Source organism: Pedobacter cryoconitis (assembly GCF_001590605.1).
Taxonomy (GTDB): Bacteria; Bacteroidota; Bacteroidia; order Sphingobacteriales; family Sphingobacteriaceae; genus Pedobacter; species Pedobacter cryoconitis_A.
In genome coordinates, this window is record NZ_CP014504.1 from 5,213,604 (window position 1) to 5,237,878 (window position 24,275).

At 39.3% G+C, this 24,275-nt stretch carries 24 protein-coding genes; 15 read left to right on the top strand and 9 right to left on the bottom strand.

The window, feature by feature from the left end; all coding sequences use genetic code 11:
• Position 1: 1 nt before the first annotated feature.
• The 4 genes from AY601_RS22155 (at position 2) to AY601_RS22180 (ending at position 3,420) form a co-directional block, all read left to right on the top strand.
• Positions 2–946 carry a serine hydrolase domain-containing protein gene (locus AY601_RS22155; RefSeq protein ID WP_068405232.1) on the top strand — a complete coding sequence of 315 codons (945 nt, stop codon included), beginning with the start codon at positions 2–4 and terminating at the stop codon, positions 944–946.
• The gene (locus tag AY601_RS22160) at positions 943–1,188 is read left to right on the top strand and encodes a hypothetical protein (RefSeq protein WP_068405234.1); all 246 of its coding nucleotides are present in this window, start codon (positions 943–945) and stop codon (positions 1,186–1,188) included. Before AY601_RS22155 ends, AY601_RS22160 begins: the two co-directional genes overlap by 4 nt.
• A 306-nt stretch (positions 1,189–1,494) precedes the next feature.
• Positions 1,495–2,223 carry an acyltransferase gene (locus AY601_RS22170; protein ID WP_257722252.1) on the top strand — a complete coding sequence of 243 codons (729 nt, stop codon included), beginning with the start codon at positions 1,495–1,497 and terminating at the stop codon, positions 2,221–2,223.
• A 462-nt stretch (positions 2,224–2,685) separates the two neighbouring features.
• The gene (locus AY601_RS22180; protein ID WP_068405246.1) at positions 2,686–3,420 is read left to right on the top strand and encodes an SGNH/GDSL hydrolase family protein; all 735 of its coding nucleotides are present in this window, start codon (positions 2,686–2,688) and stop codon (positions 3,418–3,420) included.
• Positions 3,421–3,433: 13 nt separating this feature from the next.
• Here AY601_RS22180 and AY601_RS22185 read toward each other — a convergent pair whose 3' ends face one another.
• Both AY601_RS22185 and AY601_RS22190 read right to left on the bottom strand, forming a co-directional pair.
• Complete coding sequence (locus AY601_RS22185) at positions 3,434–4,186, bottom strand: glycosyltransferase family 2 protein (protein WP_068405249.1); 753 nt, start codon at positions 4,184–4,186, stop codon at positions 3,434–3,436.
• Positions 4,187–4,204: 18 nt separating this feature from the next.
• The gene (locus tag AY601_RS22190) at positions 4,205–5,476 is read right to left on the bottom strand and encodes a glycosyltransferase (RefSeq protein ID WP_068405259.1); all 1,272 of its coding nucleotides are present in this window, start codon (positions 5,474–5,476) and stop codon (positions 4,205–4,207) included.
• 244 nt (positions 5,477–5,720) lie between these two features.
• On the opposite strand from AY601_RS22190, the gene AY601_RS22195 reads away from it, so the two are divergent.
• On the top strand, positions 5,721–6,473 hold the full coding sequence (locus tag AY601_RS22195) for a class I SAM-dependent methyltransferase (protein WP_068405264.1): 753 nt from the start codon (positions 5,721–5,723) through the stop codon (positions 6,471–6,473).
• 276 nt (positions 6,474–6,749) lie between these two features.
• Here AY601_RS22195 and AY601_RS22200 read toward each other — a convergent pair whose 3' ends face one another.
• The 7 genes from AY601_RS22200 to AY601_RS22230 form a co-directional block, all read right to left on the bottom strand.
• A complete protein-coding gene (locus AY601_RS22200; RefSeq protein WP_068405267.1) occupies positions 6,750–7,655 on the bottom strand; it encodes a glycosyltransferase in 906 nt (301 codons plus the stop codon).
• Positions 7,656–7,658: 3 nt separating this feature from the next.
• The gene (locus AY601_RS22205) at positions 7,659–8,420 is read right to left on the bottom strand and encodes a class I SAM-dependent methyltransferase (RefSeq protein ID WP_068405270.1); all 762 of its coding nucleotides are present in this window, start codon (positions 8,418–8,420) and stop codon (positions 7,659–7,661) included.
• Positions 8,421–8,497: 77 nt separating this feature from the next.
• The gene (locus tag AY601_RS22210; RefSeq protein ID WP_068405274.1) at positions 8,498–9,838 is read right to left on the bottom strand and encodes a flippase; all 1,341 of its coding nucleotides are present in this window, start codon (positions 9,836–9,838) and stop codon (positions 8,498–8,500) included.
• A gap of 18 nt (positions 9,839–9,856) precedes the next feature.
• Positions 9,857–10,369 carry a DinB family protein gene (locus AY601_RS22215; RefSeq protein ID WP_068405277.1) on the bottom strand — a complete coding sequence of 171 codons (513 nt, stop codon included), beginning with the start codon at positions 10,367–10,369 and terminating at the stop codon, positions 9,857–9,859.
• Positions 10,370–10,464: 95 nt separating this feature from the next.
• Entirely contained in the window at positions 10,465–11,154 is a 690-nt protein-coding gene (locus tag AY601_RS22220) for a YjjG family noncanonical pyrimidine nucleotidase (RefSeq protein WP_068405280.1), read from the bottom strand.
• A gap of 7 nt (positions 11,155–11,161) precedes the next feature.
• Entirely contained in the window at positions 11,162–11,806 is a 645-nt protein-coding gene (gene upp / locus AY601_RS22225; protein WP_068405283.1) for a uracil phosphoribosyltransferase, read from the bottom strand.
• Positions 11,796–12,917, bottom strand: a complete 1,122-nt coding sequence (locus AY601_RS22230; RefSeq protein WP_068405286.1) for a DUF7033 domain-containing protein — start codon at positions 12,915–12,917, stop codon at positions 11,796–11,798. The genes upp and AY601_RS22230 overlap by 11 nt, the downstream gene beginning before the upstream one ends.
• Before the next feature lie 68 nt (positions 12,918–12,985).
• Here AY601_RS22230 and uvrB point away from each other — a divergent pair, with 68 nt between their 5' ends.
• From uvrB to AY601_RS22280, 10 genes are all read left to right on the top strand, one after another.
• On the top strand, positions 12,986–15,034 hold the full coding sequence (uvrB, locus tag AY601_RS22235; RefSeq protein ID WP_068405288.1) for an excinuclease ABC subunit UvrB: 2,049 nt from the start codon (positions 12,986–12,988) through the stop codon (positions 15,032–15,034).
• The gene (locus AY601_RS22240; RefSeq protein WP_068405291.1) at positions 15,034–15,234 is read left to right on the top strand and encodes a YwbE family protein; all 201 of its coding nucleotides are present in this window, start codon (positions 15,034–15,036) and stop codon (positions 15,232–15,234) included. The genes uvrB and AY601_RS22240 overlap by 1 nt, the downstream gene beginning before the upstream one ends.
• A 134-nt stretch (positions 15,235–15,368) precedes the next feature.
• Positions 15,369–15,641 (top strand): DUF4834 family protein, encoded by a 273-nt coding sequence (locus AY601_RS22245; RefSeq protein WP_068405294.1) that lies wholly within the window; start codon positions 15,369–15,371, stop codon positions 15,639–15,641.
• Positions 15,642–15,725: 84 nt separating this feature from the next.
• The gene (locus AY601_RS22250; RefSeq protein WP_068405297.1) at positions 15,726–18,191 is read left to right on the top strand and encodes a hypothetical protein; all 2,466 of its coding nucleotides are present in this window, start codon (positions 15,726–15,728) and stop codon (positions 18,189–18,191) included.
• A 458-nt stretch (positions 18,192–18,649) separates the two neighbouring features.
• The gene (locus AY601_RS22255) at positions 18,650–19,501 is read left to right on the top strand and encodes a UDP-2,3-diacylglucosamine diphosphatase (protein ID WP_068405299.1); all 852 of its coding nucleotides are present in this window, start codon (positions 18,650–18,652) and stop codon (positions 19,499–19,501) included.
• 28 nt (positions 19,502–19,529) lie between these two features.
• Positions 19,530–20,516, top strand: a complete 987-nt coding sequence (locus AY601_RS22260) for a glycosyltransferase family protein (RefSeq protein WP_068405302.1) — start codon at positions 19,530–19,532, stop codon at positions 20,514–20,516.
• A gap of 96 nt (positions 20,517–20,612) precedes the next feature.
• Entirely contained in the window at positions 20,613–21,527 is a 915-nt protein-coding gene (locus AY601_RS22265; protein ID WP_232324648.1) for a DUF6427 family protein, read from the top strand.
• Positions 21,528–21,601: 74 nt separating this feature from the next.
• Entirely contained in the window at positions 21,602–22,357 is a 756-nt protein-coding gene (locus AY601_RS22270) for a type III pantothenate kinase (RefSeq protein ID WP_068405308.1), read from the top strand.
• A complete protein-coding gene (locus AY601_RS22275; protein ID WP_232324649.1) occupies positions 22,320–23,660 on the top strand; it encodes a hypothetical protein in 1,341 nt (446 codons plus the stop codon). The genes AY601_RS22270 and AY601_RS22275 overlap by 38 nt, the downstream gene beginning before the upstream one ends.
• Complete coding sequence (locus AY601_RS22280) at positions 23,660–24,232, top strand: hypothetical protein (protein WP_068405314.1); 573 nt, start codon at positions 23,660–23,662, stop codon at positions 24,230–24,232. The genes AY601_RS22275 and AY601_RS22280 overlap by 1 nt, the downstream gene beginning before the upstream one ends.
• Positions 24,233–24,275 lie beyond the last annotated feature (43 nt).

Genomic DNA, 24,275 nt, shown 5'->3' on the forward strand with positions numbered 1-24,275 from the left:
GATGAAACGGACTCTTTACTGGCTTGCGGCTGTTACTTTAGTTTTTGTGTTTCTTTTTGCGGTATTGTTTACGTGGCGCCCGGAGCTGATCCGGGTTTTACGGTACCAATCTCCTGATGCCAATACCTATAAAATATTTCCGCAAGCCTTTATCCAGCCTTCAGCCACCGCTTTTCATTTTGTAAAAGCAGCAGCTAACCGGGATGATCTGGATACTGTTCATGTGCTGAACTGGAAAAATGAATCCGTTCCATTTACTACCTACCTGAAAGACGGAAAAGCTCTAGCTTTTATGGTCATCCGGAATGACACGATTATTTATCAGAAATTTGCTCCTGGCTATAGCGATACGACGCTGACCACACTTTTCTCAGTCGCCAAAACCATGGTATCGGTCATGACAGGTAAAGCGCTGGCTGAAGGAAAAATTAAAAGCCTGGATGATCACCTTACGCAGTACGTTCCCGAACTCAAAAATAATCCTGCATTGAATCAGCTTACATTGAGAAATTTGCTGGAGATGAAATCCGGTCTGGAGTTTAAGGAAGTTTCTGGAGGAATTATAGCCGCTTTCCTATCAGACGAAGCGAAATATTATTATACAGAAGATATCAAAAAGGAATTACTCCAGGTAAAGTTGACGAATAAACCCGGTACCGTCTGGAAGTATAAAAGTATAGATGTTTTTCTGTTAACCTGGGCACTGGAAAATGCAACAGGCCAGAAAGCTGCAGCTTACTTTCAGGATAAAGTATGGAAACAAATTGGTACTGCCTATCCGGCAAGTTTTGGGCTGGACCATCAAAACGGATTTGCGAACACAGCAAGCAGGTTCCAGTCTACGGCAATAGACCTGGCTAAACTCGGCCGCCTTTATCTGAATAAAGGGCTGTATAACGGCCGCCAGGTGATTCCGGAAGCATGGGTCGCCAATCTGTCAATTTGAGAAATGAAGCTCCTGCAAACGCTAAAGGCTGGCAGAAATCAGCACATCACTATTTATGGTGGGTTCCACAAGAGGGTTTGACAGGAGACTATGCTGCAGAAGGAATGAGGGGTCAGATATTATACATTGATCCCTTAACAAATACCATCATTGTTCAATTTTCAGAAAAAGGAGCAGGAGGTTATCCTTTTAGAAAAATCAGTAAATATTTGTCGGGCTTATCGTTTTCCTACCCTAAATAGAAACAGCTGTCTGAATTGTAGATTTTACTTTATTTTTACATTTAAAGAATAAATTTCTAATCTTTGCTTTGGTATTGATGGTTTTTAAATGATGTATATAATTAACATCAGCAAATGTTTGTTTAATTATGGGATTGTAAAAGAAAAAATACAAACCTATATTTTGTATTTGAATATGCATTGGCTACGTTTACCCTCTGTTAAAAATGTGGGTGTATAATTTTGAGTATTGATAAGATTAATTTGGTAGGAAAACATCTAACTTTAGATAAAGAAATAGTGCATAATAATAGTGCTGAATTTGTCGTGGAGAAAAGCAATTACAGCTTCATTAATTTCATAAGATTTATTTCAATGATAGGAGTAGTCTGGGCACATATCAGGTTTATGCCAGACAATTTAAATACAGAACAGTTTCTGGCCCGTGTGCCAAACTTCATGAAAATTGAATATATATTTTTTATGCAGGTTTTCAAATTCGGCGTAATCTGCTTTTTTCTGATATCAGGATATTTATTAGGCGATAAAATACAGTCCAGTGAGCCCTACCAGTACTTTAAACGCAGGTTTAATGTTACGTCCAAACCTTATATCGTAGTTGTACTGATTATCCTTGTCGCTGAAAGTATTACCTTCTTTCTGGTCCATGGTAACCGCTCAGGTACAGCATTCTATGCACTTATGAAATACTTGATTCTTGATGGAGCTTTATGGTATCTGCCAAATTACCTGATTTCTCTGACTGTTTTACTTTGCTGCACTAAATTCATTCACAAAATATGGTTTGGCGGGATCCTGTTCTTAGCTACGCTGATATATACTGCTTTAACGGTCTATGACCCCGCATATGAAGTATCGCATACCTCAGCAATATTTGGATTTGTGTTTTATTTATGGCTTGGTGTTTATATCAGGCAGAATAACCTGATCAATCAGATTTATAAAATTAACATCAATTGGTTAATATTAATTACACTCTCTCTGTTTGTGTTATCAAGTATAGAGTCTTACTTACTTACTTTTAGAGAACAGTAATACGCAGTATTTTAATGTGCTGAGAGTTGTAAATCAGCTTTATTCGATTTCCATGTTCTGTCTCCTTGTTAAAATCTCGCAGCGGGGAATAACTTTTAACTTCTTTAATCCAAGAGCAGAAACATTTGGCATTTATCTGTATCATTCCATCTTTATAATTTTTTTCCTGCCCAGGATGCATATTTTGCTGATGAAATACTTGAAAGTTGATATTTATAATATATCGACCTATCTGATTTTATTCTTACTCTACTTCCTCGTGTGCTATTTTTTTACGGTATTTTTAGTTAGATTTCTGATTAAGTATAAGTTAGGATATCTTAGTCTAAATCAACATTCCTGAGCTAATAACAAGTTATATTTTCAAATAAAACACACCTGGGCCCGGCCACTTTTTTTTTCTTAATATTTTTGATTTATATCAAAAATATTACATATGTTCGGAAAATATATACGGTTCAAATGAATGTTAAATTATCCCTCGTTACTTTCTCTGCTTTACTAATATTCGTTTTTTCCTCTTGCAAAAAGAATAGTCCTCAAGATTCAGGGATTAAGCCCTCTGACCCCACTAAACAATTTAAAGTTATTGTGCTTGGTTCTTCTACTGCCGCTGGCTATAAACTGGCTCATCCAGATTTAAGCTTTCCGAACTTGTTAAATAACAAGCTCATTAAAGATAAAAAAAATGCAGAGGTTATCAATCTGGCCGCTCCGGGTTATACAACTTACCAGATTATGCCTGTCCGAGCAATCAATCTCAATGGACGTCCATTACCTGATATGCTAAGGAGTATTGAAGCTGGTCTGAAATATAATCCTAAACTATTAATTATATGTATGCCAACCAATGACATCGCTCTGGGTTTTTCTGAAGATGAAATTTTGACAAATTATAAAATAATAGTGGAAATGCTAAACAGGGCTAATGTGGAATATCTAATTACAGGAACACAGCCTCGTAATTTTATTGAAGATAGTTACAGGCGCAGATTAACTATACTAAACGATGAACTTCTCGAAGCTTATCCTGGGCATGTGGTGGATTATCTGGAGGAGCTGGCCACCAATAAAAACAACATTAAAGACAAATATTCAAATGGCGATGGAATCCATATCAACGAAGATGGGCATAAAGTTATTTTTCAAAAAATAATTAATACTCCATTGTTCAAAGATGTTTTTGAATATGAATAACAAACGATAAAGATTAATCGTTCGTTTTCTTGTGCCTAACATAATACTGTGTCAGATTAATTGCAATCCAAAAATGGTTAACCAGGTTTGGAATCAATCCATAATACTTATGAAAAATGCGGAAGCGCTCCTTTAAACTCGCAAAATGCTTTTGTTTAGAAATTCCTCCAACCAGATATTTTGCTACATAAAGCTGTGTATTTACAATACTTGATGCCTTTTTTGCAGCTTTAATAATCCAGTCAATATCTGAACTGTACTTATACTGTAAATCATATGGCTCAGCTAAACTGCGTTTCACATAAATGGCCTGATGACTAATACTCATTCCATGTTTAAAACTACGCCAGCTAAAACATTCCGGAGCACGGTGTCTCCTTTGTCCTAAACTTTGCCAGTTGTCATTAAACATCTCTGTTTCCCCATAATAGATATCGGCTCCAGGTGCGGTCTCAAAAATATCCGTTACCGTTTCAGGTGCATAAATTTCATCCCCAGAGTTCATGAACAAGATATAATCGCCTGTAGCTAATTTCAACCCTTTGTTCATTGCATCATAAATCCCCTTATCTTTTTCAGAAATAAACTGGGCCAGTCTGGATTTATACTTATAAATGATATCTTTTGTTCCATCTGTTGAAGCACCGTCAATCAGGATATATTCAATATTCGGGTACGTCTGATTCAACACCGAAAGCATGGTGCGTTCGATATCCCTTACATTATTATATACGATGGTAATAACACTTAGCTTTGGCTGCAACATGAAATGAAATATAATTGATTAACGTGGATGTAAATTGATCAGGGATTGATATAAGGCAATGTGTTTGTCAGCAATCACTGCTTCAGAAAAATGTGTGAGTATAGTTAAACGGGCTTCTTTCTGAATATCTGCTGCATTTTCTTCATGATACAACCATTCCATACCTGTAGCCAGATCCTCAGCAGATTCGTAATCTGCCAGATAGCCATTGACCAGGTGTTCGACCATATCTGGAATCCCACCTGTTTTAAAAGCCACTACGGGAGTTGCACAAGCAAGGCTTTCCATCACCGTATTCGGAAGATTGTCTTCAAGAGAAGCCGTAATAAACACGTCAGCTGCCGAATAACACTTCGCCAGGTGGGCATCATTATCTATTTTACCCAGGTAAGTCGTTTTAAAAGGGAAAACCGGGACATCAGTCTGATCCTTATTGCCAAAGATCAGTAACTCTATACGCTCTTTAACTATACCCGGTCTGCTGGCCAGATCGTTCATGGCCTCAATCAAATACGCCGTCCCTTTGTGCTTATCATTATTAGAAGGCATAAAGCCACTCATTAAAACAAATTTATCAGGTGCAATCTGCAGAGACCTCTTAGCCTCAGCCTTTGCATAGGGCTTAAAAATACTGGTTTCAATTGTATTGGGAATAACCGTAGTTTCTCTGGCGCCCATTAAACTGCTGAATTTTACCGAATCGGCCATCCAGCGGCTTGGGGCAACAATATGAAAGCCCAGATTTGCATAACCTTTTTTCTTGCTTACCCAATTCCAATGAGAAATATCATTTGGCCCGCTAATCTTTAACAGCGGACAGGATCCACATTGCTTATGAAAATTCTCACAAGAATACCGGACATGACAGCCCCCTGTAAAAGCATTACTATCATGAAAAGTCCAGACAATCGGCTTATCCAGCTCCTCCAGTTCAGCCAGCTTTTTCGGAGTTAAAAAACCGTGGTTAATCCAGTGAATATGAATCAGATCTGCCTCTTTTAATGCTGCACTATCAATCACAGAACGACCAAACCACTGCAAAGAAAAAGGAGTTTTCAGTGCCTTCGTTAAAAATTTGGCCAGATACCTTTCGGCGAGAATATTGAAAATAGCCCTCCCTTTTTGAAAGAGGCTTTTGCTAAACGAATCCGCCTTGTTACTCTCTTTGAACTGGTAATAAACCATCACACGGGATTCAACGCCACTAGCCTGCAGCGCGTCACTTAGACGGAGGCAAGCTCTTCCAGCCCCACCGTTTCCTTCGTATGTATTTAAATGGATTATCTTCAACAGCTCAAAATTACATATAATTGTTATCCTTTATTCGATGCCCTAAACAAATTTATTGCCTAAATTTTAGCGGCCTCCTGATTTTTTAACTGTTTTCAGTTGAATATAATTAATTTTACGTCTCCCAAATAAATAAATAAACATTTTTTTTCTTCCATAACGTCAGCTGCACAAACTCTAGTACCCCATTTGACGTTATTAACCCGAAGAGACTAAACAAACACAACAAAAAAAGAAAACACACATGGATAACCTTTTAACAGACAGACAATTTTGGGTAAACTATTGGGAAAGTAAAACAGGACTGTCAGTCAATATCCCTGCAAACTACCTTTTCCATAAAGAGCTCACCACTATAGTCCAAACCCAAAAGGTAAGAACTGCTATAGAACTCGGCGGTTTCCCCGGCTACTACGCTGTCTTCCTCAAAAAATACCTTAAACTCGATGTTACCCTCCTGGACTACTTTGTTCACCAGCCCGTAACCAACGAACTGCTCAAAGCAAACAACCTCAAAGAAAGCGATATCCACAGCATTGAAACTGATCTCTTCAACCATAAAGAAACTCAGCAATACGACCTTGTTTTATCCTGCGGCCTGATTGAGCACTTCAACGACACCACCGACATTATTCAGCGCCATATAGATTTCGTCAAACCAGGAGGGACCCTGTTCATCACCCTGCCCAACTTCAAAGCAATCAACGGCTGGTTTCAAAAATCATTTGACCGCGCCAACTACGACAAGCACAACATCTCCTGCATGGATCCCGCTCTCCTTGCCGATATCTGCAAAAAAGCAGGGCTCGAAGTTATCCAATCCAAATACTTCGGACACTTCAGCATCTGGCTTGAAAACGAAAAACAACGCTCAACAGGAATTAAACTCCTGAAAAAATCCCTATGGCTAGCCGGGAAAGTATTCACAAAGATACTCCCCTTTAACTCCCGTCAACTATCCCCATACATCATCCTGGAAGCCAGAAAACAAAAATAATACTAAAAACTCAGGAAGGGGCATATCCGAATATTGAACCAGTTTTTCCTTCAGAAAGTCTCAGAAAAGAAACAAGTCTCTTTATACCTAATCTGCACCCTGTCAAACCACCCCCAATATTTGATAAGGAGATCTTCTTTTAAGTAAAAGTAGACCGACATATCATACCAATTTGAGAAATTAAAAACCCCCGATACTGTAGGTGACCAGCGTTGGTTTTACCAACAAAGGGCACCGACAGTATCGGGGGTTTTTATATTTCCCTGGTGGAGAAACCTACTTCAAAAGACCAATCCCTTTCAAATACCTCTTCAAACGATCTACAAAACTCCCCTTCCTCGTACTCAAAAACCCCTTTATAACCTCATAAGCCACAACACTCTCCTCCACAACCTCCGGAAAAACCCTCACCCGTCTCGGATTAATAATCACATTATAAATATCATTGATCCCAGAATGCACCCCAGAACCATCATGGCCAATATTATTCACTAACGACTGACTCGGATTTAACGTCAACCCACCCCTTAAAAACACCGAAGCATACCACCTGATCGCCCACGAATTATTCTTTCCACGCTTAAAATCCTTCATCTGTTTCCAGAAATTCATTTGATGCTCAATAGAAAACTCAGCCCTTTTCCGCGCATCAAACTGCCGCATCAAAACATCAATATTTGGCTCAAAATGCTGCCACGCCCTATCCCACGTCGCCCAACCCCAACTCGTTGCCGCCCTGTAAAAAAAAGTCTCCGGCAACGTATTCTCCTTCAACGGGTACATATAAGCACCAATATGCATAACCCTCTCCTGATCACGATAACGAGTCAGCGCATCATTAAAATAAGTCAGCGTATAAGGCGAAGTCACTAAATCATCCTCAAAAACAATCACCTGCTTATAATCCTTTACCAACCTGCTCACCCCCGCAATAACAGACTCAGCAAGGCCCATATTACTCTTTCTCTCGATAACCTCTACAGACCTGAACCCATCAATATGCTTCAACAACTCCCTGACCTCCCTCACATTCTCCTCCTCAGCCTCCGACTTCGGGCCATCAGAAAAAACAAATAAACGGCTTTCGGCCGCCAGTTCATTCTGTCTCAAAAACTTAAGCGTACGTTCAGTATGCTTGGGCCTGTTGTAAACAAATAAGGCAATAGGAGCGAAACTTTGCATGAATTAAAATATTTGAAGTGTCTGACTTGATTTTCTGGTTAAAACGGTATATGCATTCCCATATTGTTCCTGCTTTTTCGTTCCTAATAAATTCCCAACCATCTTTTTGATCCGGTATTCCAGCTCAATCCTTAAAACCTTTGAAAAAGTCTTAGGCGTCTTATTGTTAACAAACTGGTTAAACTTAATCGTTGCCGTAGGCGTCATAGAAACCTGATCATCGATAATCTCTAAACCCTCACTCTGCAATAAAAAGCGCAAAGCAGTAGGCGTATACATATTAATATGACCATAATCCAGGAAATGTTTCATCCTTTTATCCACCCCGAAACGATAATCCAAAGGAACTTCGACCACGATATGTTTGGCCACACGTTTCAACTCCCGGATTAAAATCCGCTCATGCTCTACATGCTCCAGCACATGTGCCAAAATAACCAAATCAAACTCATTGTCCCCATAAGGAATCTGGTAGCCATCAAAACTCTGTACCTCCTTCAATCTGCTTAAACCACGGCCCTGAATCAGAGCAACACCCGTATCAGCAATTTCCAGCGCATAAAGCTCCTTGCCGAAATTCCACTCATTTAAAAAATGAAGAATACTGCCATCACCCGCACCAACCTCCAGTACTTTAACAGGCTGGATACTTTTGCAAACTTCCATAATATTCTTTGCCTTAGCTTCCGCTCCAAGCATGCGCCAGGTCGTATCGGTCTGTGTATAAAAATTGTCGTATGCTGATTTTACTTCATCGCTTAACATGGCAAAAATTCTTTTTAGGTGTAATATGAATTCTGAAAAATCCAGGCACCTCAGCCTCCGTTAAAATTAAACAGCTACTAAACATGCGGTGAATTTTTCTGACGATTGAATATTTTTTGAAACACAGTGAACAAAAATAATGATTTTAACATCATTATACCCTGACCCCTGGTTTTGGGAATTAATAAAAGATAAAAAGCACTGACTGCACAAGCAATTAAAGTAGCGATAGACGCACCTACACCACCATAAAGGGGGATCAGCCATAAATTAAGTAAGATATTGATCACAGCACCCATGGCCGTCCGCTGGAAAGATATCATGGTATAACCCTCTGCCAGTAAATATTGTGAACTCGCACTGCCCAGAAAAACGAATAAACCAGACCATATATGTATCGCTAACATTTGCCCCGCACCATTATAAGTGTCCCCATAGAGAAACTGAATAATAAATGGCGCTAAAAATGTGATGACTATCGCTACTGGTAAACTAATAAACACCAGTAAATCATATAAATTCCTTAAACGTTTTTGATACCGGTCCAGGTCAGTTTTCCGCGCATGGATTAAAGCTGGAAAGACAGAAGTTACAATGGCTACAGGAATGAAAAACCAAGCCTCGCTGATTTTTGCTGCGGCGCTGTAAATCCCCACTTCTATACTACCTACGCTCTTTAACATCACCTGATCAATCTTCATATAGATAGAAACCATAACTGCCGAAAGGATCAGCGGAAAAGATTGTTTCAGCAAGCTGATCGCTCTTTTTCGGCTAAAGGTCCAGGTAAATAAACTAAAACCTCTTTGATGATACATGTAGACCAGGCCAGTAGCAAGCGCAACACTGTCGAAAGTCAAAGAAGCTGCAAAATAGATCAGCGGCATTTTAAAAACAACCAGTAAGACCTTCACCACGGCAGACAATACCACACAAATATTCTGGACTTTAACTACATATTTAGAAGCAACCTGTGATTGAAAATAAGAATCAATTACGTTAAATGACTTGAAAAAAGACGCAAAAGACAAGATTAGAATAATCCAGGTCAGTGAATCTCCCGGTTTTTCAGAATAATGATGGAAAAGCAGGTAAATACAAACCGTAATCGGAATTAACAGGGCATTTACTCCTAAACGCATTAACAAAGAAGTCCCTAAAATTTCATCTTTCTTATGTGGTTCATTCAGGATTTCCCGGATAATAAACGTGTCCAGGCCTAAAGCACCAACAGCCGCGATAATCATGGTAAAAGCATCTGCAAAACTAAGTTCTCCAAAAGAAGAAGCACGAAGATACCGCGCAATGACGAAGCCAACTACCATGCTGAGAATTTTCCCAAACATCAGCCAACCCGTATTTTTAAAATACTTGTTGAACGCTTCCTCGTCAAAACCTTTTAAACCCGGTAATTTCATCCGCGCAAAGATGTGAAATTAAAAACTCTTCTCAATTCGCTTTAATTGTTTCCAATGATGTTTTAGATGGATTTCCATAAAACGGAACCATTGTGATGCATTTAAATAACCTAAACGTGGATGACGGGTTTTAAGTGCGGGATCTGCTAAATGAAGCTGGCTATAAACAATATTAAGTTCTTCCAGGAACTTCTGGATAAATACTGCTGCGGCCTCTTTTGTGATTTTTCGTTCCCTTCCAACCAAGACTTTGGGTACCTTATACTTTGCGTTTGGTGGAAAACTCCCGAAGAATAAGATCACTTTGACAATAAAAGCAGTAGGCTTTACCTTTCCTTCTCCTTTGATACAGCTCTGCACTTCTCTAAGCGTTAATATACTGATGTCAAAAATATGTGAATATACTTCGCTGTACGACCATCCTCCACTAGGTGGTGTTACTTGAAACTGATCCTCAGAGACCCCCCGTAAAAAATGCTGATAATTTGCTGAAATGTCTTTCAGCGAAGAAAAAACGGAAGAATTGCGCATAGCTTAACTTAATACATTTAGAAAGTTTAAATTCAGGTCATCATTTTGGTAATGACCTGAATTTAAACTGCTGTTCCGATTAAAACAGCAAATTGCTAAAAATGTTGCATTAATTCTTCCAAATGCAAGATTTGCCAGGCTACATCAGCAGGCTTGGCAATATTTAAAGGGTTAAAGAAAATAGCTTTGATTCCAAAATCCTGTGCACCGCGGATGTCAGCTTCCAGGCTATCACCAATCATGATACTTTCTTGTTTTTCAGCACCCGCTTTTTGCAGTGCGTATTCAAAAATTGCACGATCAGGCTTATTCACACCTACATCTTCAGAAATAATTACGTTCGAAAAATACGGGTTTAAATTACAGGCTGCCATTTTAGTCAGGGTAGTTTCCTTGAACCCGTTCGAAATAATATGCAGTGTGTATTTTTGTTGTAAATAAGATAGTACTTTTTCTGACCCTTCGAATAAGTTCTTTTTTCTTGGGCTTTGGTTCACATAATCATCCTCAAACCCTAAGGGTACCAAATCTGGCGAAACACCCAGCTGAACAAAAGTTCTGCTGAAACGTTCGGATCTTAATACATCTTTAGTGATTTTTCCTAAATGATACTCCGCCCAGAGTGCATGATTATTTTCCGTATAAACGTCAATAAACAGATCGCAAACAGGAAGACCAAGCAAATTCAGTTCATACTGATGATATAATTCAGTTAAGGTTTCCCTTGCATTCTTATCAAAATCCCAGATCGTATGGTCTAAATCAAAAAAGATATGTTTGATCATTTGATACTTAGATTTTGGTTCCGTAAGCAAGATCTCCGGCGTCACCTAATCCAGGTACAATATAGGATTTAACGGTCATTTCATCATCGATTGCGCCCAGCCATAATTTGGCATGAGGTAAGTTTGCACGTACATGTCTTATCCCTTCAGCACTTGCAATAGCAGCCACAATATGTAATTCTTTGATTTTGTATTTCGCCATCAGTTCTTTACAGCACAAAACCATGCTCAGGCCAGTAGCCAGCATCGGATCAACCATAATTAAAACTCTGTCTGTCAGATCGGGAGAAGAAATATAATCCACATGGATCTCTATCGTCCCTGCAGGATTAGACTTGCGGTAAGCAGTAACAAATGCTGCGTCAGCACGATCAAAGATATTCAGCATGCCTTGTTGCATCGGTAATCCAGCACGTAGAATAGTAGCCAGTACCGGCTGACTGTCCAGCGCTTTAGTTTTAGCAATCCCTAATGGAGTCTGCGTCTCTGAATCGTTATACGGCAGGTTTCTACTGATCTCCCAGGCAAAAAATTCACCCAGTCTTTCCAGATTTTTACGGAAACGCATCTTATCCTTCTGGATATTTTCATCACGCAGTTCTGCCATGAAAATATTCGCAATAGAATTTGTTTTACTCAGGTCAAATATCATTTGGTAAAGATAAAAAATTGCTTAACAATTGTGTGTATAGTCTTCTTCCAACTTTCCCTTTACCGAATTCCGGCAAAGTTTCTTTGTGCCATAAAATATAAAAATGACCATTTAATAATTTGACGTTTTCTATCAATTTTCCCCATTGTTCTATGGTTTCATCAATATTAAATGTCCTGCGCTGTAAGAGAATAATATCATTGATAGCAATAGGGTAAATTTGTAAGTGTGTGGTTTTCTCCAGCTGCAGGTCATACCAGAAAAATGGGGTACAAGTACCGGCTCTAAAACCAACTGTGGTTTCATAACCCATTCTATAATCCTTGAGTACACCCGATTTCAGCAATTGGAGATAGCTTCTGGGAAAAGTAATTTGACGATCGCAAATCAGGTCTACCCCTGCAGAAGGTTTGAAAAAATACACCGGTGCCAGTTGGTATTTTTCATGCTGTTCATTCAGAAATAACGATAACCCGCTACCCTTGGCCTGAGCTGCTGATCTGGGACGGGAAATGAAAGGGATATTCCTTAAAAAATTAACGGCATGCTTAAATATATTAAAAGAGCTCATTCCCGGTGCATCATACATGCAGATCAGCGGAGTGAATTCAAATTTCTTCTGTCCGAAATGGAGTTTAGGATAACGCTTCAACAACATGTTTTTAAGCATGAGTGCCCAGCCATCTATAACCGGGAATTCCAGCAGCTTAAGTTTGAATTGTAAACTTGCCTCAGGGGGATAATTTCCTTCCGCATCTGCCTTAAAAGGCAGGTACTCTTCATACCGGCTTACAAAATAAAACGCTGCAGCGAAAACATCAAACGGCAAACTACTGTTATCTACTGCAAAAGGGACAATCATATCCCCGAAAGTTGTGGTTTTAAGAGTTGGAGGCGAAATGGTATGTGCAAGCAGGAAATCTGAATTTTTAAAGAAAGGCTCATCACCGACGGGCATCTCCGAATAGCTGATTTTAGGCAACGGTGAGGCCTTAAATTCTTGGACATTCGAACTGAACCCTGCCTGTGCTTTGAGGATATCGGTGAAAATAAAGTTAAAAACATACTTTATCCTGGGCGTAAGTATGGGAACATATACCAGTAATTTCATGATGCCAATAAATTTAGGATATAATCACGACAATCCAATACATCAATAATTGTTATCTTTGAATAGCTATGAAATTTCAACTTGTTTCAGATTATAAACCTACGGGTGATCAACCAGCCGCCATTGAACAATTGGTTACAGGCGTTAACAATAATGAAAATTATCAGACATTACTGGGCGTAACGGGATCTGGTAAAACGTTTACAGTAGCCAATGTGATTCAGCAAACGCAGAAACCCACTCTGATTCTGAGCCACAATAAAACACTGGCTGCTCAATTGTATGGAGAATTCAAAAACTTTTTTCCTGAAAATCAGGTGAATTATTTTGTTTCTTACTATGATTATTATCAGCCAGAGGCTTATATGCCCAGCAGCAATACTTATATCGAAAAGGATTTAAGTATCAATGAAGAGATTGAAAAACTCAGGCTAAGAACAACTTCTGCTTTAATGTCGGGGCGCAGGGACGTAATTGTCGTTTCTTCCATCTCCTGTATTTATGGTATGGGAAATCCAGAAGATTTCTCCCGCTCCGTATTCCGATTTGCAGTAGGGACCAGAGTGTCCAGAAATACATTCCTGCATAGTCTTGTTGAAATTTTATATGCACGGACTATCAATGACTTTAAACGGGGGACATTCAGAGTTAAGGGCGATACCGTTGATATCTTTCCAGCTTATTTAGATACCGCTTACCGTATTTCTTTTTTCGGAGATGATATCGAAGAATTAAGTATTATCGATCCGGTAACAGGTAAAACAATAGAAAAAGTGGAAGATATGGCCGTTTATCCGGCAAATCTGTTTGTGACACCAAAAGATAGATTTACTTCCTCTATCTGGGGAATTCAGGAAGAACTGGAAGCCCGGAAAAATCAATTGATAGGGGACAGGCAATTACTGGAAGCCAAGCGACTGGAAGAAAGAGTCAATTTTGATATTGAAATGATGAAAGAACTGGGTTATTGCTCCGGGATTGAGAACTATTCAAGGTTCTTCGATGGCCGTCAGCCCGGCATGCGCCCTTTCTGTTTACTGGATTATTTCCCTGAAGATTACCTGATGGTGATTGATGAAAGTCACGTAACTGTACCACAGATCAGGGCGATGTATGGTGGAGACAGATCGCGTAAGATGTCATTGGTGGAATATGGTTTCCGCTTACCTTCTGCTTTGGATAACAGACCTTTAAACTTTGAGGAATTTGAAAGTCTTGCCCCGCAAACGATCTATGTAAGTGCAACTCCTGCAGATTATGAATTGCAGAAAACTGAGGGGGTTGTCGTGGAGCAGGTAATCCGCCCTACAGGCTTGCTTGATCCGCTGATCGAAGTACGTCCGGCAATTAATCAGGTTGATGATTTACTGGATGAAATTGATAAAACTATAAAAATGGGTGACCGTGTACTGGTAACCACCCTGACCAAACGTATGGCAGAGGAGTTAACCAAATATATGGACAGGCTGAATATCAAATGCCGTTATATCCACTCTGAGGTGAAAACTCTGGAAAGAGTGGAGATTTTACGGGGATTACGCTTAGGTGAATTTGATGTGCTGATCGGGATCAACTTGTTAAGAGAAGGTCTGGATTTACCAGAAGTTTCTTTTGTAGCGATCCTGGATGCCGATAAAGAAGGGTTTTTAAGATCAGACCGGGCATTGATCCAGACCGTCGGCAGGGCAGCAAGAAATGACAGGGGCAGGGTAATTCTTTATGCAGATAAAATAACAGATTCCATGGCGAGAACCATAGATGAAACCAGCCGCCGGAGAGAGCGGCAGATTGCCTACAATAAAGAGCATGGCATCACCCCTAAAACAGTAGGAAAAAGCAGAGAAGCAATTCTGGAACAGACCTCTGTACTTGACTTCTCAGCGAATACAGCGCATAAAAATGCTTACGTGGAGACTAACCAGGCAAGTATAATCGCAGATCCGATTGTGCAGTATATGACACAGCCTGAAATGCAGAAATCAATTGATAAGACGCGAAAAGATATGGCTAAAGCAGCCAAAGACATGGATTTCTTAATGGCTGCACGGTTGCGTGACGAAATGTTCGCAATGGAAACAGTTTTTGCAGAGAGATTTGGTAAACAAAAAGTTAAATAATGGACGGAAAGAACAGAGCGGATATTTATCCGGGATTAGAAGTAGAAATCATTTTAAAGAAAGATCAGCGCAGCGGGAAGCTGACCAGGGGAATTGTTGCTAACTTATTGACATCCTCGGCTTTTCATTCCCGTGGGATTAAAGTTCGTCTGGAAGACGGGCAAATAGGAAGAGTTGCAGAAATCGTTGAAGAAGATTAGGCCTTTAAATAGGCTTAAATACTTATTATAACCACATTTCTGTACAGATTGTAATTATTATATAACAAACGGGCAGTCTTTGTAATAATCAACATTGAATTCTGTCTATATTTGTAGATTAACTGAATAAATAAATGGGATTAATTAAATTTCTTTTTTTTACTATACTGATACTCTGGATTATCCGTCTTTTGTTGAGACTGGTTTTTCCAATGGTAGTCAAAAGTATCTTCGGGAAAATGCAGCAACAGTCATCAGGTTATACCGGACAGCAGCAGCAACAACAACAACAGCGCTATTCTGCTAAACCAGAAGGCTCATTGTCAATTGACTATGTACCGCCACAGCCTAAGCAGGGAAATGCCGATAAACTTGGTGATTTCGTTGATTACGAGGAAATTAAATAAAAATATCCCGCTAATCGATATATTTCCTTCCTAATCTGTATCAATTTTATATTTTTGGGGTTAGTTTAATATAAACAGACCTTAATGAACAATTGGTTAAAAAGGAATGGCATACACTTAGCCATCAGTGCATTTTTTGTAATTTTATGTTTCGTCTATTTTAGTCCTGTTTTACAGGGGAAAGTTCCGATTCAAGGTGATGTAATGCAGGCTAAAGCCATGCAGCGGGAGATCATGGAGTACAAAGCCAAAGATGGCAAAGGACCACTGTGGACGAACGAAATGTTTGGCGGAATGCCGGCTTATCAGATCTGGGTTCAATATCCGCTCAATCTGACTACTTATGGGATAGCATTGATTACAGATGTGCTGCCAAATCCTGTAGGCACAGTCTTAATGTACCTTTTAGGTTCCTACCTGCTTTTCTGCGTATTAAAGGTTAACCCTTGGCTGGCTGCGGCTGGCGCAATCGCATTCGCATTTACTTCTTACAATTTTATAATTATTAGTGCCGGGCATAGCAATAAGGCCCTTGCAATTGGCCTGTTTGCGCCGATCCTTGCAGGGATTATTCTGACTATGCGGGGTAAATACTGGATGGGTGCAAGTTTAACAGCACTTTTTCTCGCCCTGAATATCAGAGCTAACCATATCCAGATGACTTATTATTTTCTGTTAGCGTTGTTAATTTACATCGGAATAGAAATCTACCACGCTGTTAAAGCGAATAAAACCAAAGAACTTTCTAAAGCTATTGGGTTTCTTGGAATAGCCGTACTGCTGTCAGTAATGGTTAATGCCAGTAATCTGTGGACAACTTATGAATATGGGAAAGAGACTATCCGAGGGAAATCTAACCTGACTGCAGATGCAGCGGAACCAGACAGTGGTCTTCCAAAGGACTATGCTTATCAGTGGAGCCAGGGGGTAAGTGAATCTTTCACTTTTCTGATCCCTAATTTATATGGTGGCGGAACAAATCGTCTGGATGCTAAATCAAACGTAGCGAAAGCCATTGAAACTGTAGGTGCTTCACCTGAACAGGCTGCTGGTTTTGCAGCGCAGATGCCAGTATACTGGGGAGATAAACCGGGTACGGCAGGCCCTTATTATTTCGGGGCAATTGTATGTTTATTATTTGTATTCGGTTTGTTTATTGTTCGTAACCGTATCAAATGGTGGATCTTAGCGACTACAATCTTATTCCTTTTCTTATCATTTGGTAAAAATCTGCCATTTATATCTGATCTGTTCTTCGACTATGTACCATTGTACAACAAATTCAGGGCTGTAGAATCTATTCTGGCAGTAGTTGGTCTGTTGTTCCCAATATTGGCTGTATTAGCTGTTAAGGAAGCTCAGGACGGACAATATGATCAGAAATATCTGGTTAAAAAACTAACGTGGTCTGCGGGCATTACAGGTGGTTTCGCCTTGATTATTGCCATTATGCCTACTTTGTTGTTCAGTTTCAAGACTTCTGATCATGAAGCTTTTCTGAATACATTGAGTCAGGCCGTGAATAATGATAAAAATGTTGCGCTTACCATTGGCAATGCGTTAATACAAGACAGAGCAGAGCTGGCAAGAGCTGATGCTTTGAGGACTTTGATCTTTATCGCTATCGGATTTGGATTAACCTGGGCATTCATCACTAAAAAGATGAAAGCAGAATATGCTTTTGGTTTATTGGCTTTATTTATCCTGATTGATATGTGGCAGGTAGATCGCCGTTATTTAAATAACCAGAATTTTGTGCCTGCATCTTCCCTGACTAACCACTATCAGCCAAGAGATGTGGATACTTTTATTTTAGCGGATAAAGATCCTGATTTCAGGGTATTTGATACGTCTATTCCTACTTTCACGAGTGCAGATGCTTCGTATTTTCACAAAACGGTTGGTGGAGCGCATTCAGCAAGGTTAAAACGTATTCAGGAATTAGTTGATCATCAGTTTACAAAAAGCGTAAACCATGATGTGCTGGACATGCTGAACACTAAATATATTATTACGCAAGATCAGCAGACTGGTGCTTATAAAATGCAGCGCAATGAATCTGCGGCTGGTAATGCATGGATTGTAGATCAGGTTCAGTTTGTGAAAAACTCTGACGAAGAGATGAAAGCAATCAGCAGTTTTGATCCTAAGAAAGAAGCTATTGTAGACATTAAATATAAAAACTTAATTGATACGGCTAAAGCAGGTATTGGTGGCCCGACAGCGATGATTAAATTAGATAGTTATCATCCCGACCACATGGTCTATTCTTACAGTGCTCCAAGAGATGTGATTGCTGTATTCTCTGAGATTTATTATGATAAAGGCTGGAAAATGTACATTGATGATGTGGAGAAGCCTTATTTTAGAGCTGATTATACCTTACGTGCTGCACAGCTTCCTGCTGGAAACCATAAAATTGACTTCATTTTCCACCCTGCTTCTTACTATATGGGAGAGAAGATCTCCTTTGCGGGTTCAATCCTGTTGATGTTAGGTTTAGGGTTTGCAGTTTATACGGATCAGAAAAAGACAAAAAAGGTAGCTTAATACTTTTTTAATATTTTAATAAGAAGGGTTGTTGCGTGATGCAGCAACCCTTTTTTGCTAAGGTAAAAAATTGGTGTTTTGCAGGGGTATTGGCTAGGTACTGTAGGGGTTGTGGTATACATTGAACTAGTACTGAACTAGGGTTGAAGTAGGATTGAAGTAGCCTGAGGTACTTCAAGGGTAGTTGAATACTACTTCAACCCTACTTCAATGTGTACCACAACCTAGCCACAACCCCCGCAAAACCTTAACGCCTATCAGCCGGGAAATCAATAGGTCTTAATCCTCAAAAAACAGATATTTATACCATAATATTTACTTAATGTATTGTTAACCTGAGTTTTGCACATTTGTGTATATAAACTGAACTGATATGCAAGAAATAATTACGGTTGTTTGTGTTATTGCTCTTGTAGCTTTCTTTTTCAGTCCCTATGAACTCACCATAGATGAAGACGATGTGTAAAAGAGAAGTTGATATTGTCGTGATTTCTGATGTCCACCTGGGCACTTACGGTTGTCATGCAAAAGAACTCCTTAAATATTTAAAAAGTATCAAACCCAAAATAGTGGTCCTGAACGGAGATATTATTGATATCTGGCAATTCAGTAAAAGATACTGGCCCGAAACACATATGAAAGTTGTCAGAAAACTGATGAAGTTTGTAACTGAGGGCGTACCGGTATACTATCTGACAGGAAACCATGATGAGTTATTGCGCAAATTCGCAGACATGCACCTGGGCTCTTTCCATATCCAGAATAAGCTGGTCTTGGAACTCGACGGGAAAAAAGCATGGTTTTTCCACGGTGATATTTTCGATGTGACGATGCAGCACTCTAAATGGCTTGCCAAATTAGGCGCGGTAGGTTATGATAGTTTAATTCTGATCAATAGCTTTGTAAACTGGGGACTGAAGCTCTTTGGCCAGGAGAAAATGAGCTTTTCTAAAAAAGTTAAAGCACAGTTTAAGGACGCGGTTAAGTTTATCAATAAATTCGAAGATACAGCTTCTGAACTGGCGGCGAAAAATGGTTATGCCTATGTCGTATGCGGCCATATTCATCAACCCGAGATGAGAACGGTAACTACTGAGGATGGACAGGTATTGTATTTAAACAGCGGTGACTGGGTAGAAAACCTGACTGCACTGGAATATAAAGATCAGAAATGGAACATCTTCAAATATGAGCCGAAAGACTTTCAAACAGACGAAGTAGAAGAAGGAATTCTTTCCGATAGTGAGGATTTGCATAGTAAGCTGGATATCAATATGTTGCTACAAAAGATAAAATTAGAAATTGTCTAGCAAATAAAATTACAGATATTCGGCAAGGATGAAGATACTTTATGCTATTCAAGGTACAGGAAACGGCCATATCAGCCGCGCGCGTGAAATCGTGCCTCTATTACAACAGCACGGCGATGTAGAATTATTAATCAGTGGCACTCAGGCTGATGTCAAACTGAGTCAGCAGGTGGCTTACCAGCTTCATGGTTTCAGCTTTATTTTCGGTAAAAAGGGTGGGGTAGACCATTACGAAACCTGGAAGTCAATGAATCTTCCGCGGTTTGTAAAGGATATGCGTCAGCTACCACTTAAAAATTACGACCTTATTTTAAACGATTTTGAACCTGTTACTGCCTGGGCATGTAAATTAAAAGGGGTAGAGAGCATAGGCTTAAGCCATCAGGCCTCTTTTCAGTCGAAGAAAGTCCCGAAGCCTAAAAGTATCGATTGGGCTCAGCTAGTTATGAAATATTATGCGCCATCTACACATTATGTAGGTTTTCACTTCAAAGAATACGACGATTTTATCCATACTCCAGTTATTCGTTCGGAGATCAGAAATCTTCAGACCAGCAACCTGGGGCATTATACTGTATACTTGCCTGCGATAGCTGATGAAATGCTGGTGCCGATCCTGCAACAGATTCCGCATGTACAATGGCAGGTTTTCTCTAAACACACAAAGACAAGTTTTACTGCTGGGAATGTTCAGGTACGTCCTGTGAATAATGAGCAGTTTAATCTGAGCATGGCAAGCTGTGAAGGCTTATTTACCGGTGGTGGTTTTGAAGGACCGGCTGAAGCTTTATTTCTAGGTAAAAAACTGCTGGTTGTACCGATGAAATTTCAATACGAGCAACAATGTAATGCTTATGCTTTGCAGGAAATGGGCTTGCCGGTAATTTGGGGATCTAATAAAAATTGGCTGCCTGTAATTCAAAAATGGGTGCTTGAGCCGCAAACGCATCAATTTAATTTTCCTGATGAGACTGCTGAGGTGATTGAAAAAGTTGTAAACCAGTTTGCCAGATAAATTTCTTTACTTTGCCCTTCTATTTACGGCATGATCAATCAATTCAAAACTTTAAACCCTATCAATATACTCCTGCTGTTCGCATATACTTTTTTTATGCGGATCTCGATTTTGATCAATCCACCAGTGCGGTTGAATTTTGAGTTTATAGAGCCGTATGCTAAGTTTTTGATCCAAATTCCTATAGGGGATAATTTTTCGGTAATTACCAACATTCTGATGGCTGGTATTCTGGTTTTCATTCAGGCGATCATCTTTAACAGGATCGTGAACAACCATACTTTGCTGGCTAAACCAAGCTTCCTGCCCGCCTTACTCTATATCACGGGAGCAAGTTTATTTGATCCTTTTCTTATTCTTAGCCCGGTACTGATTTCCAATTTCATGTTGATCCTGATTATGGATAAATTATTGAAAATTGGTAAATCGCCCAATGCGATCATGATTATGTTTGATATCGGGCTTTTTATCGCAGTGGGCACACTGATTTATTTCCCTTTTGTGATGATGCTTTTGCTCATCTGGCTGAGTTTATTATTATATCGTTCATTTAACTGGAGAGAATGGGTTTCAGGATTGGTAGGCTTTCTTACTATTATCTTTTTTCTGGCTGTTTTCTATTACTGGAACGACAATCTGGGAATGTTTTATAAAATATGGCTGCCTTTAAAAAACAAATTCCCATCGATGTTTAAGATCAGGTATAATGATTACCTGGTGCTGGTTCCTGTAGGAATCACGATGGTATTGGCCAGTATACAATTGCGGGAGAATTTCTTCAGGAGTTTTATCAGTACCAGAAAAGCCTTTCAAATGCTGTTTTTTATGTTTTTGATCGCAATTTTAAGCGTTTATACAAAGTCGAACTTTAAACTCTACCATTTTCTACTCTGTGTGCCGCCTGGTGCAGTATTGCTGGCTTACTATTTTTCGAATGCAACAAAACGATGGTTTTATGAAAGCTTGTTCGTTATTTTGGTCTTAACGATACAGTTCTTTTTGTTTGTTTAACTTTTTTTAACAATTTGACGGCTTGAAACTTGGTAAAGATTAATAGCTTTGTAACATGAAGTGTGGATTGGTAAATGCATAATCTCGTAATAGATATCGGCAATACTAACAGTAAAATAGCTGTTTTTAACGATAAAGTGCTGGTATTTTTCCAAATCCTTGCGCATTTTGATCAGCAGATACTGACGACATTAATCGCCAGGTATAAAGTCGCTAATTCTACTGTTTCCAGTGTGAAAAAGGCAGATCCTGAACTTTTGACCTTGTTAGAGGCGCAAACCAATTATATGCCGTTTTCTACCAATTTGAATACGGGCATAAATAATTATTATCAAACAATAGCTACTCTCGGACAAGACAGATGGGCAAAAATAATTGCCGTTCATCATGCTTATCCTCAGCAAGATTGTTTAGTTATAGATGCAGGAACCTGTATTACCTATGATTTTTTAAACAAAGAGGGTGCTTATTATGGTGGGAGCATTAGTTTGGGCCTGAATATGCGGTTTCTTGCTTTGAATCACTACACTGGCAAGCTCCCGTTAGTGAAGTGGGACAGGGAATTACAAATTATTCCTCAGGGTACTGATACAGAGACTGCCATCATAAATGGCGTCCTGCAGGGTGTAATCAACGAAGTTGAAGGATTTATAGCATTAAATAATAAAAATAATAAAGAACTGAAGGTAGTTATAACTGGAGGGGATGCTACTTTTTTGCTGGAACAATTAAAAAACAGCATCTTTGCACCTCAAATTATACACGATCCCTATTTAGTATTAAAAGGATTAAATGAAGTCATTGCATTTGAATATGTACAAAAAAATTAATTATATAACTGCAGTTTTAGTTCTGCTAGCCAGCATTTCTGTGAACGCACAGGTTACTACTCAGTCGCCATATTCTAAATATGGAATCGGAAACCTTAAAGGTGTCTTACTCCCTCAGTTCAGGGCGATGGGCGGAATTTCGACAGCGGTGAATAAACCTACCGGATATAACAATATCAACATTCAGAATCCAGCATCTTATGCCGGAATAACTTCGACAACGATTGATGTTGGTGTTGCGGGTACTTTTACCAATCTTAAAAAGGATGGTGCAAGTGAGAACAGTTTCAATGGTACGCTAAGTCACCTTGCTTTGGCTTTTCCGGTCAATCAGCACTCTGCAGTGAGTTTTGGTATTCTGCCTTATTCAGAGCTTGGTTATAACTTTTCCAACAGACAAACAGTAACTGGTACGCCTGGAAATCCTTCAACTTCTGATGTAAACAATGTTTATTCTGGTGAGGGCGGACTATCAAAAGCCTATATCGGTTATGGTTACCGTTTTGGAGATCATTTTAGAATTGGTGCCAATATGGAATATCTTTTCGGTAACCTGATTGAAAACAGAGGAGTGGAATTCGTAAATGACCCAGGTGCTTTTGCCACGCGTTTGCAAAATAAAAACAGTATCGGTGGTATCAGTTTCTCTTATGGTGCACAGTATGATGTCCGTTTAACCTCTAAAATGTTATTGACTTTTGGTTATTCAGGTTCATCGGCTTCTACAATCAATTCTACAAGAACCTTTATGGCCAGCAAATATTTGTATGACGGCAATACAGGAGAAGGAAATGTAACTGTAGAAACTGTGGATTCTATAGGAAGCGGAAAATCTAATCTGAAACTTCCTTTGATCCATAACTTCGGAATTGCGCTGCAAAAAGATAACAAATGGCTGATTGGTGCTGATTTCAGAACAGGTAAATGGTCTTCATATGCTATTAATGGTGTAAACCAGGGCTTGCAAAACAGTCAGGGCGTATCTGTTGGTGGTCAGATTACACCGGATATTACCTCAATCAACAGCTATTTCAAAAGAGTTGACTATCGTTTAGGCTTTAGTTACGATAAAACCTATATCAATATCTCTGATCAGGATGTGAAACAAATGGCTATATCTTTTGGACTTGGATTGCCATTGGCAAATTCTCAAACCAGAGGTACATTCTATAAAATGAACTTCACAACTGAACTTGGCCGCAGAGGAACTATGCAAAGTGGTACCCTTCAGGAAAACTATATTAGTGTGCATTTAGGCTTTACGCTGAATGATACCTGGTTTAAAAGATTTAAATTCGACTAATGAATATTGCCGGTATATTATCACGTATAGTTATACTGTGCTTTGTCCCGCTTTTTTTAAGTTCCTGCAATGGGGATGACTTAAAAAAAGCGGCTACAATTTCTTCTAAAAAACTTACACTCAGTAAGGACAGGTCTTTAAAGGTCGAAATCGTTTTCAGCGATTCTGCCGTTGTTAAAGCCAAAGGTTTTGCACCCATCCTGGATCAGGTAAATCCATCTTCAGGCAGTAAATACCAGGAGATGCCGAAAGGGGTGAAAATTACCTTCTTCGATCCGAAACAAACCGTTACAGGAACTATTACTTCTGATTATGCGATTAGAAAAGAAACTGAACAGGTAACGATATTTAAGAAAAATGTTGTTGTGGTGAGGGATGATCTGACTTTTAACACAGAAGAGCTGACCTGGAATCAACAAAAAAAAATGTATTACTCTCCAAAAGGCATAGTTACCCGTCCAGATGGTACTGTTTTAAATGCCATAAACTTTACTGCGCCTGAAGATTTCAGCTCTGTTGCCTTTGAACAAGGCTCAGGTGAAACTTATGTCAAGGGCGACCTGGGACAATAAAAATCTCCTGTACTTCCGAAAATGATTCTCTACTGAGCTTTTT

Coding starts and splice junctions, on each gene's coding strand:
- AY601_RS22215 (WP_068405277.1), bottom strand. CDS start 10,369: ATGCGCAATTCTTCCGTTTTTTCTTCGCTGAAAGACATTTCAGCAAAT.
- AY601_RS22185 (WP_068405249.1), bottom strand. CDS start 4,186: ATGTTGCAGCCAAAGCTAAGTGTTATTACCATCGTATATAATAATGTA.
- AY601_RS22270 (WP_068405308.1), top strand. CDS start 21,602: ATGCATAATCTCGTAATAGATATCGGCAATACTAACAGTAAAATAGCT.
- AY601_RS22275 (WP_232324649.1), top strand. CDS start 22,320: ATGAAGTCATTGCATTTGAATATGTACAAAAAAATTAATTATATAACT.
- AY601_RS22220 (WP_068405280.1), bottom strand. CDS start 11,154: ATGATCAAACATATCTTTTTTGATTTAGACCATACGATCTGGGATTTT.
- AY601_RS22240 (WP_068405291.1), top strand. CDS start 15,034: ATGGACGGAAAGAACAGAGCGGATATTTATCCGGGATTAGAAGTAGAA.
- AY601_RS22280 (WP_068405314.1), top strand. CDS start 23,660: ATGAATATTGCCGGTATATTATCACGTATAGTTATACTGTGCTTTGTC.
- AY601_RS22250 (WP_068405297.1), top strand. CDS start 15,726: ATGAACAATTGGTTAAAAAGGAATGGCATACACTTAGCCATCAGTGCA.
- AY601_RS22210 (WP_068405274.1), bottom strand. CDS start 9,838: ATGAAATTACCGGGTTTAAAAGGTTTTGACGAGGAAGCGTTCAACAAG.
- uvrB (WP_068405288.1), top strand. CDS start 12,986: ATGAAATTTCAACTTGTTTCAGATTATAAACCTACGGGTGATCAACCA.
- AY601_RS22230 (WP_068405286.1), bottom strand. CDS start 12,917: ATGAAATTACTGGTATATGTTCCCATACTTACGCCCAGGATAAAGTAT.
- upp (WP_068405283.1), bottom strand. CDS start 11,806: ATGATATTTGACCTGAGTAAAACAAATTCTATTGCGAATATTTTCATG.
- AY601_RS22180 (WP_068405246.1), top strand. CDS start 2,686: ATGAATGTTAAATTATCCCTCGTTACTTTCTCTGCTTTACTAATATTC.
- AY601_RS22205 (WP_068405270.1), bottom strand. CDS start 8,420: ATGTTAAGCGATGAAGTAAAATCAGCATACGACAATTTTTATACACAG.
- AY601_RS22265 (WP_232324648.1), top strand. CDS start 20,613: ATGCGGATCTCGATTTTGATCAATCCACCAGTGCGGTTGAATTTTGAG.
- AY601_RS22245 (WP_068405294.1), top strand. CDS start 15,369: ATGGGATTAATTAAATTTCTTTTTTTTACTATACTGATACTCTGGATT.
- AY601_RS22155 (WP_068405232.1), top strand. CDS start 2: ATGAAACGGACTCTTTACTGGCTTGCGGCTGTTACTTTAGTTTTTGTG.
- AY601_RS22255 (WP_068405299.1), top strand. CDS start 18,650: ATGTGTAAAAGAGAAGTTGATATTGTCGTGATTTCTGATGTCCACCTG.
- AY601_RS22200 (WP_068405267.1), bottom strand. CDS start 7,655: ATGCAAAGTTTCGCTCCTATTGCCTTATTTGTTTACAACAGGCCCAAG.
- AY601_RS22195 (WP_068405264.1), top strand. CDS start 5,721: ATGGATAACCTTTTAACAGACAGACAATTTTGGGTAAACTATTGGGAA.
- AY601_RS22260 (WP_068405302.1), top strand. CDS start 19,530: ATGAAGATACTTTATGCTATTCAAGGTACAGGAAACGGCCATATCAGC.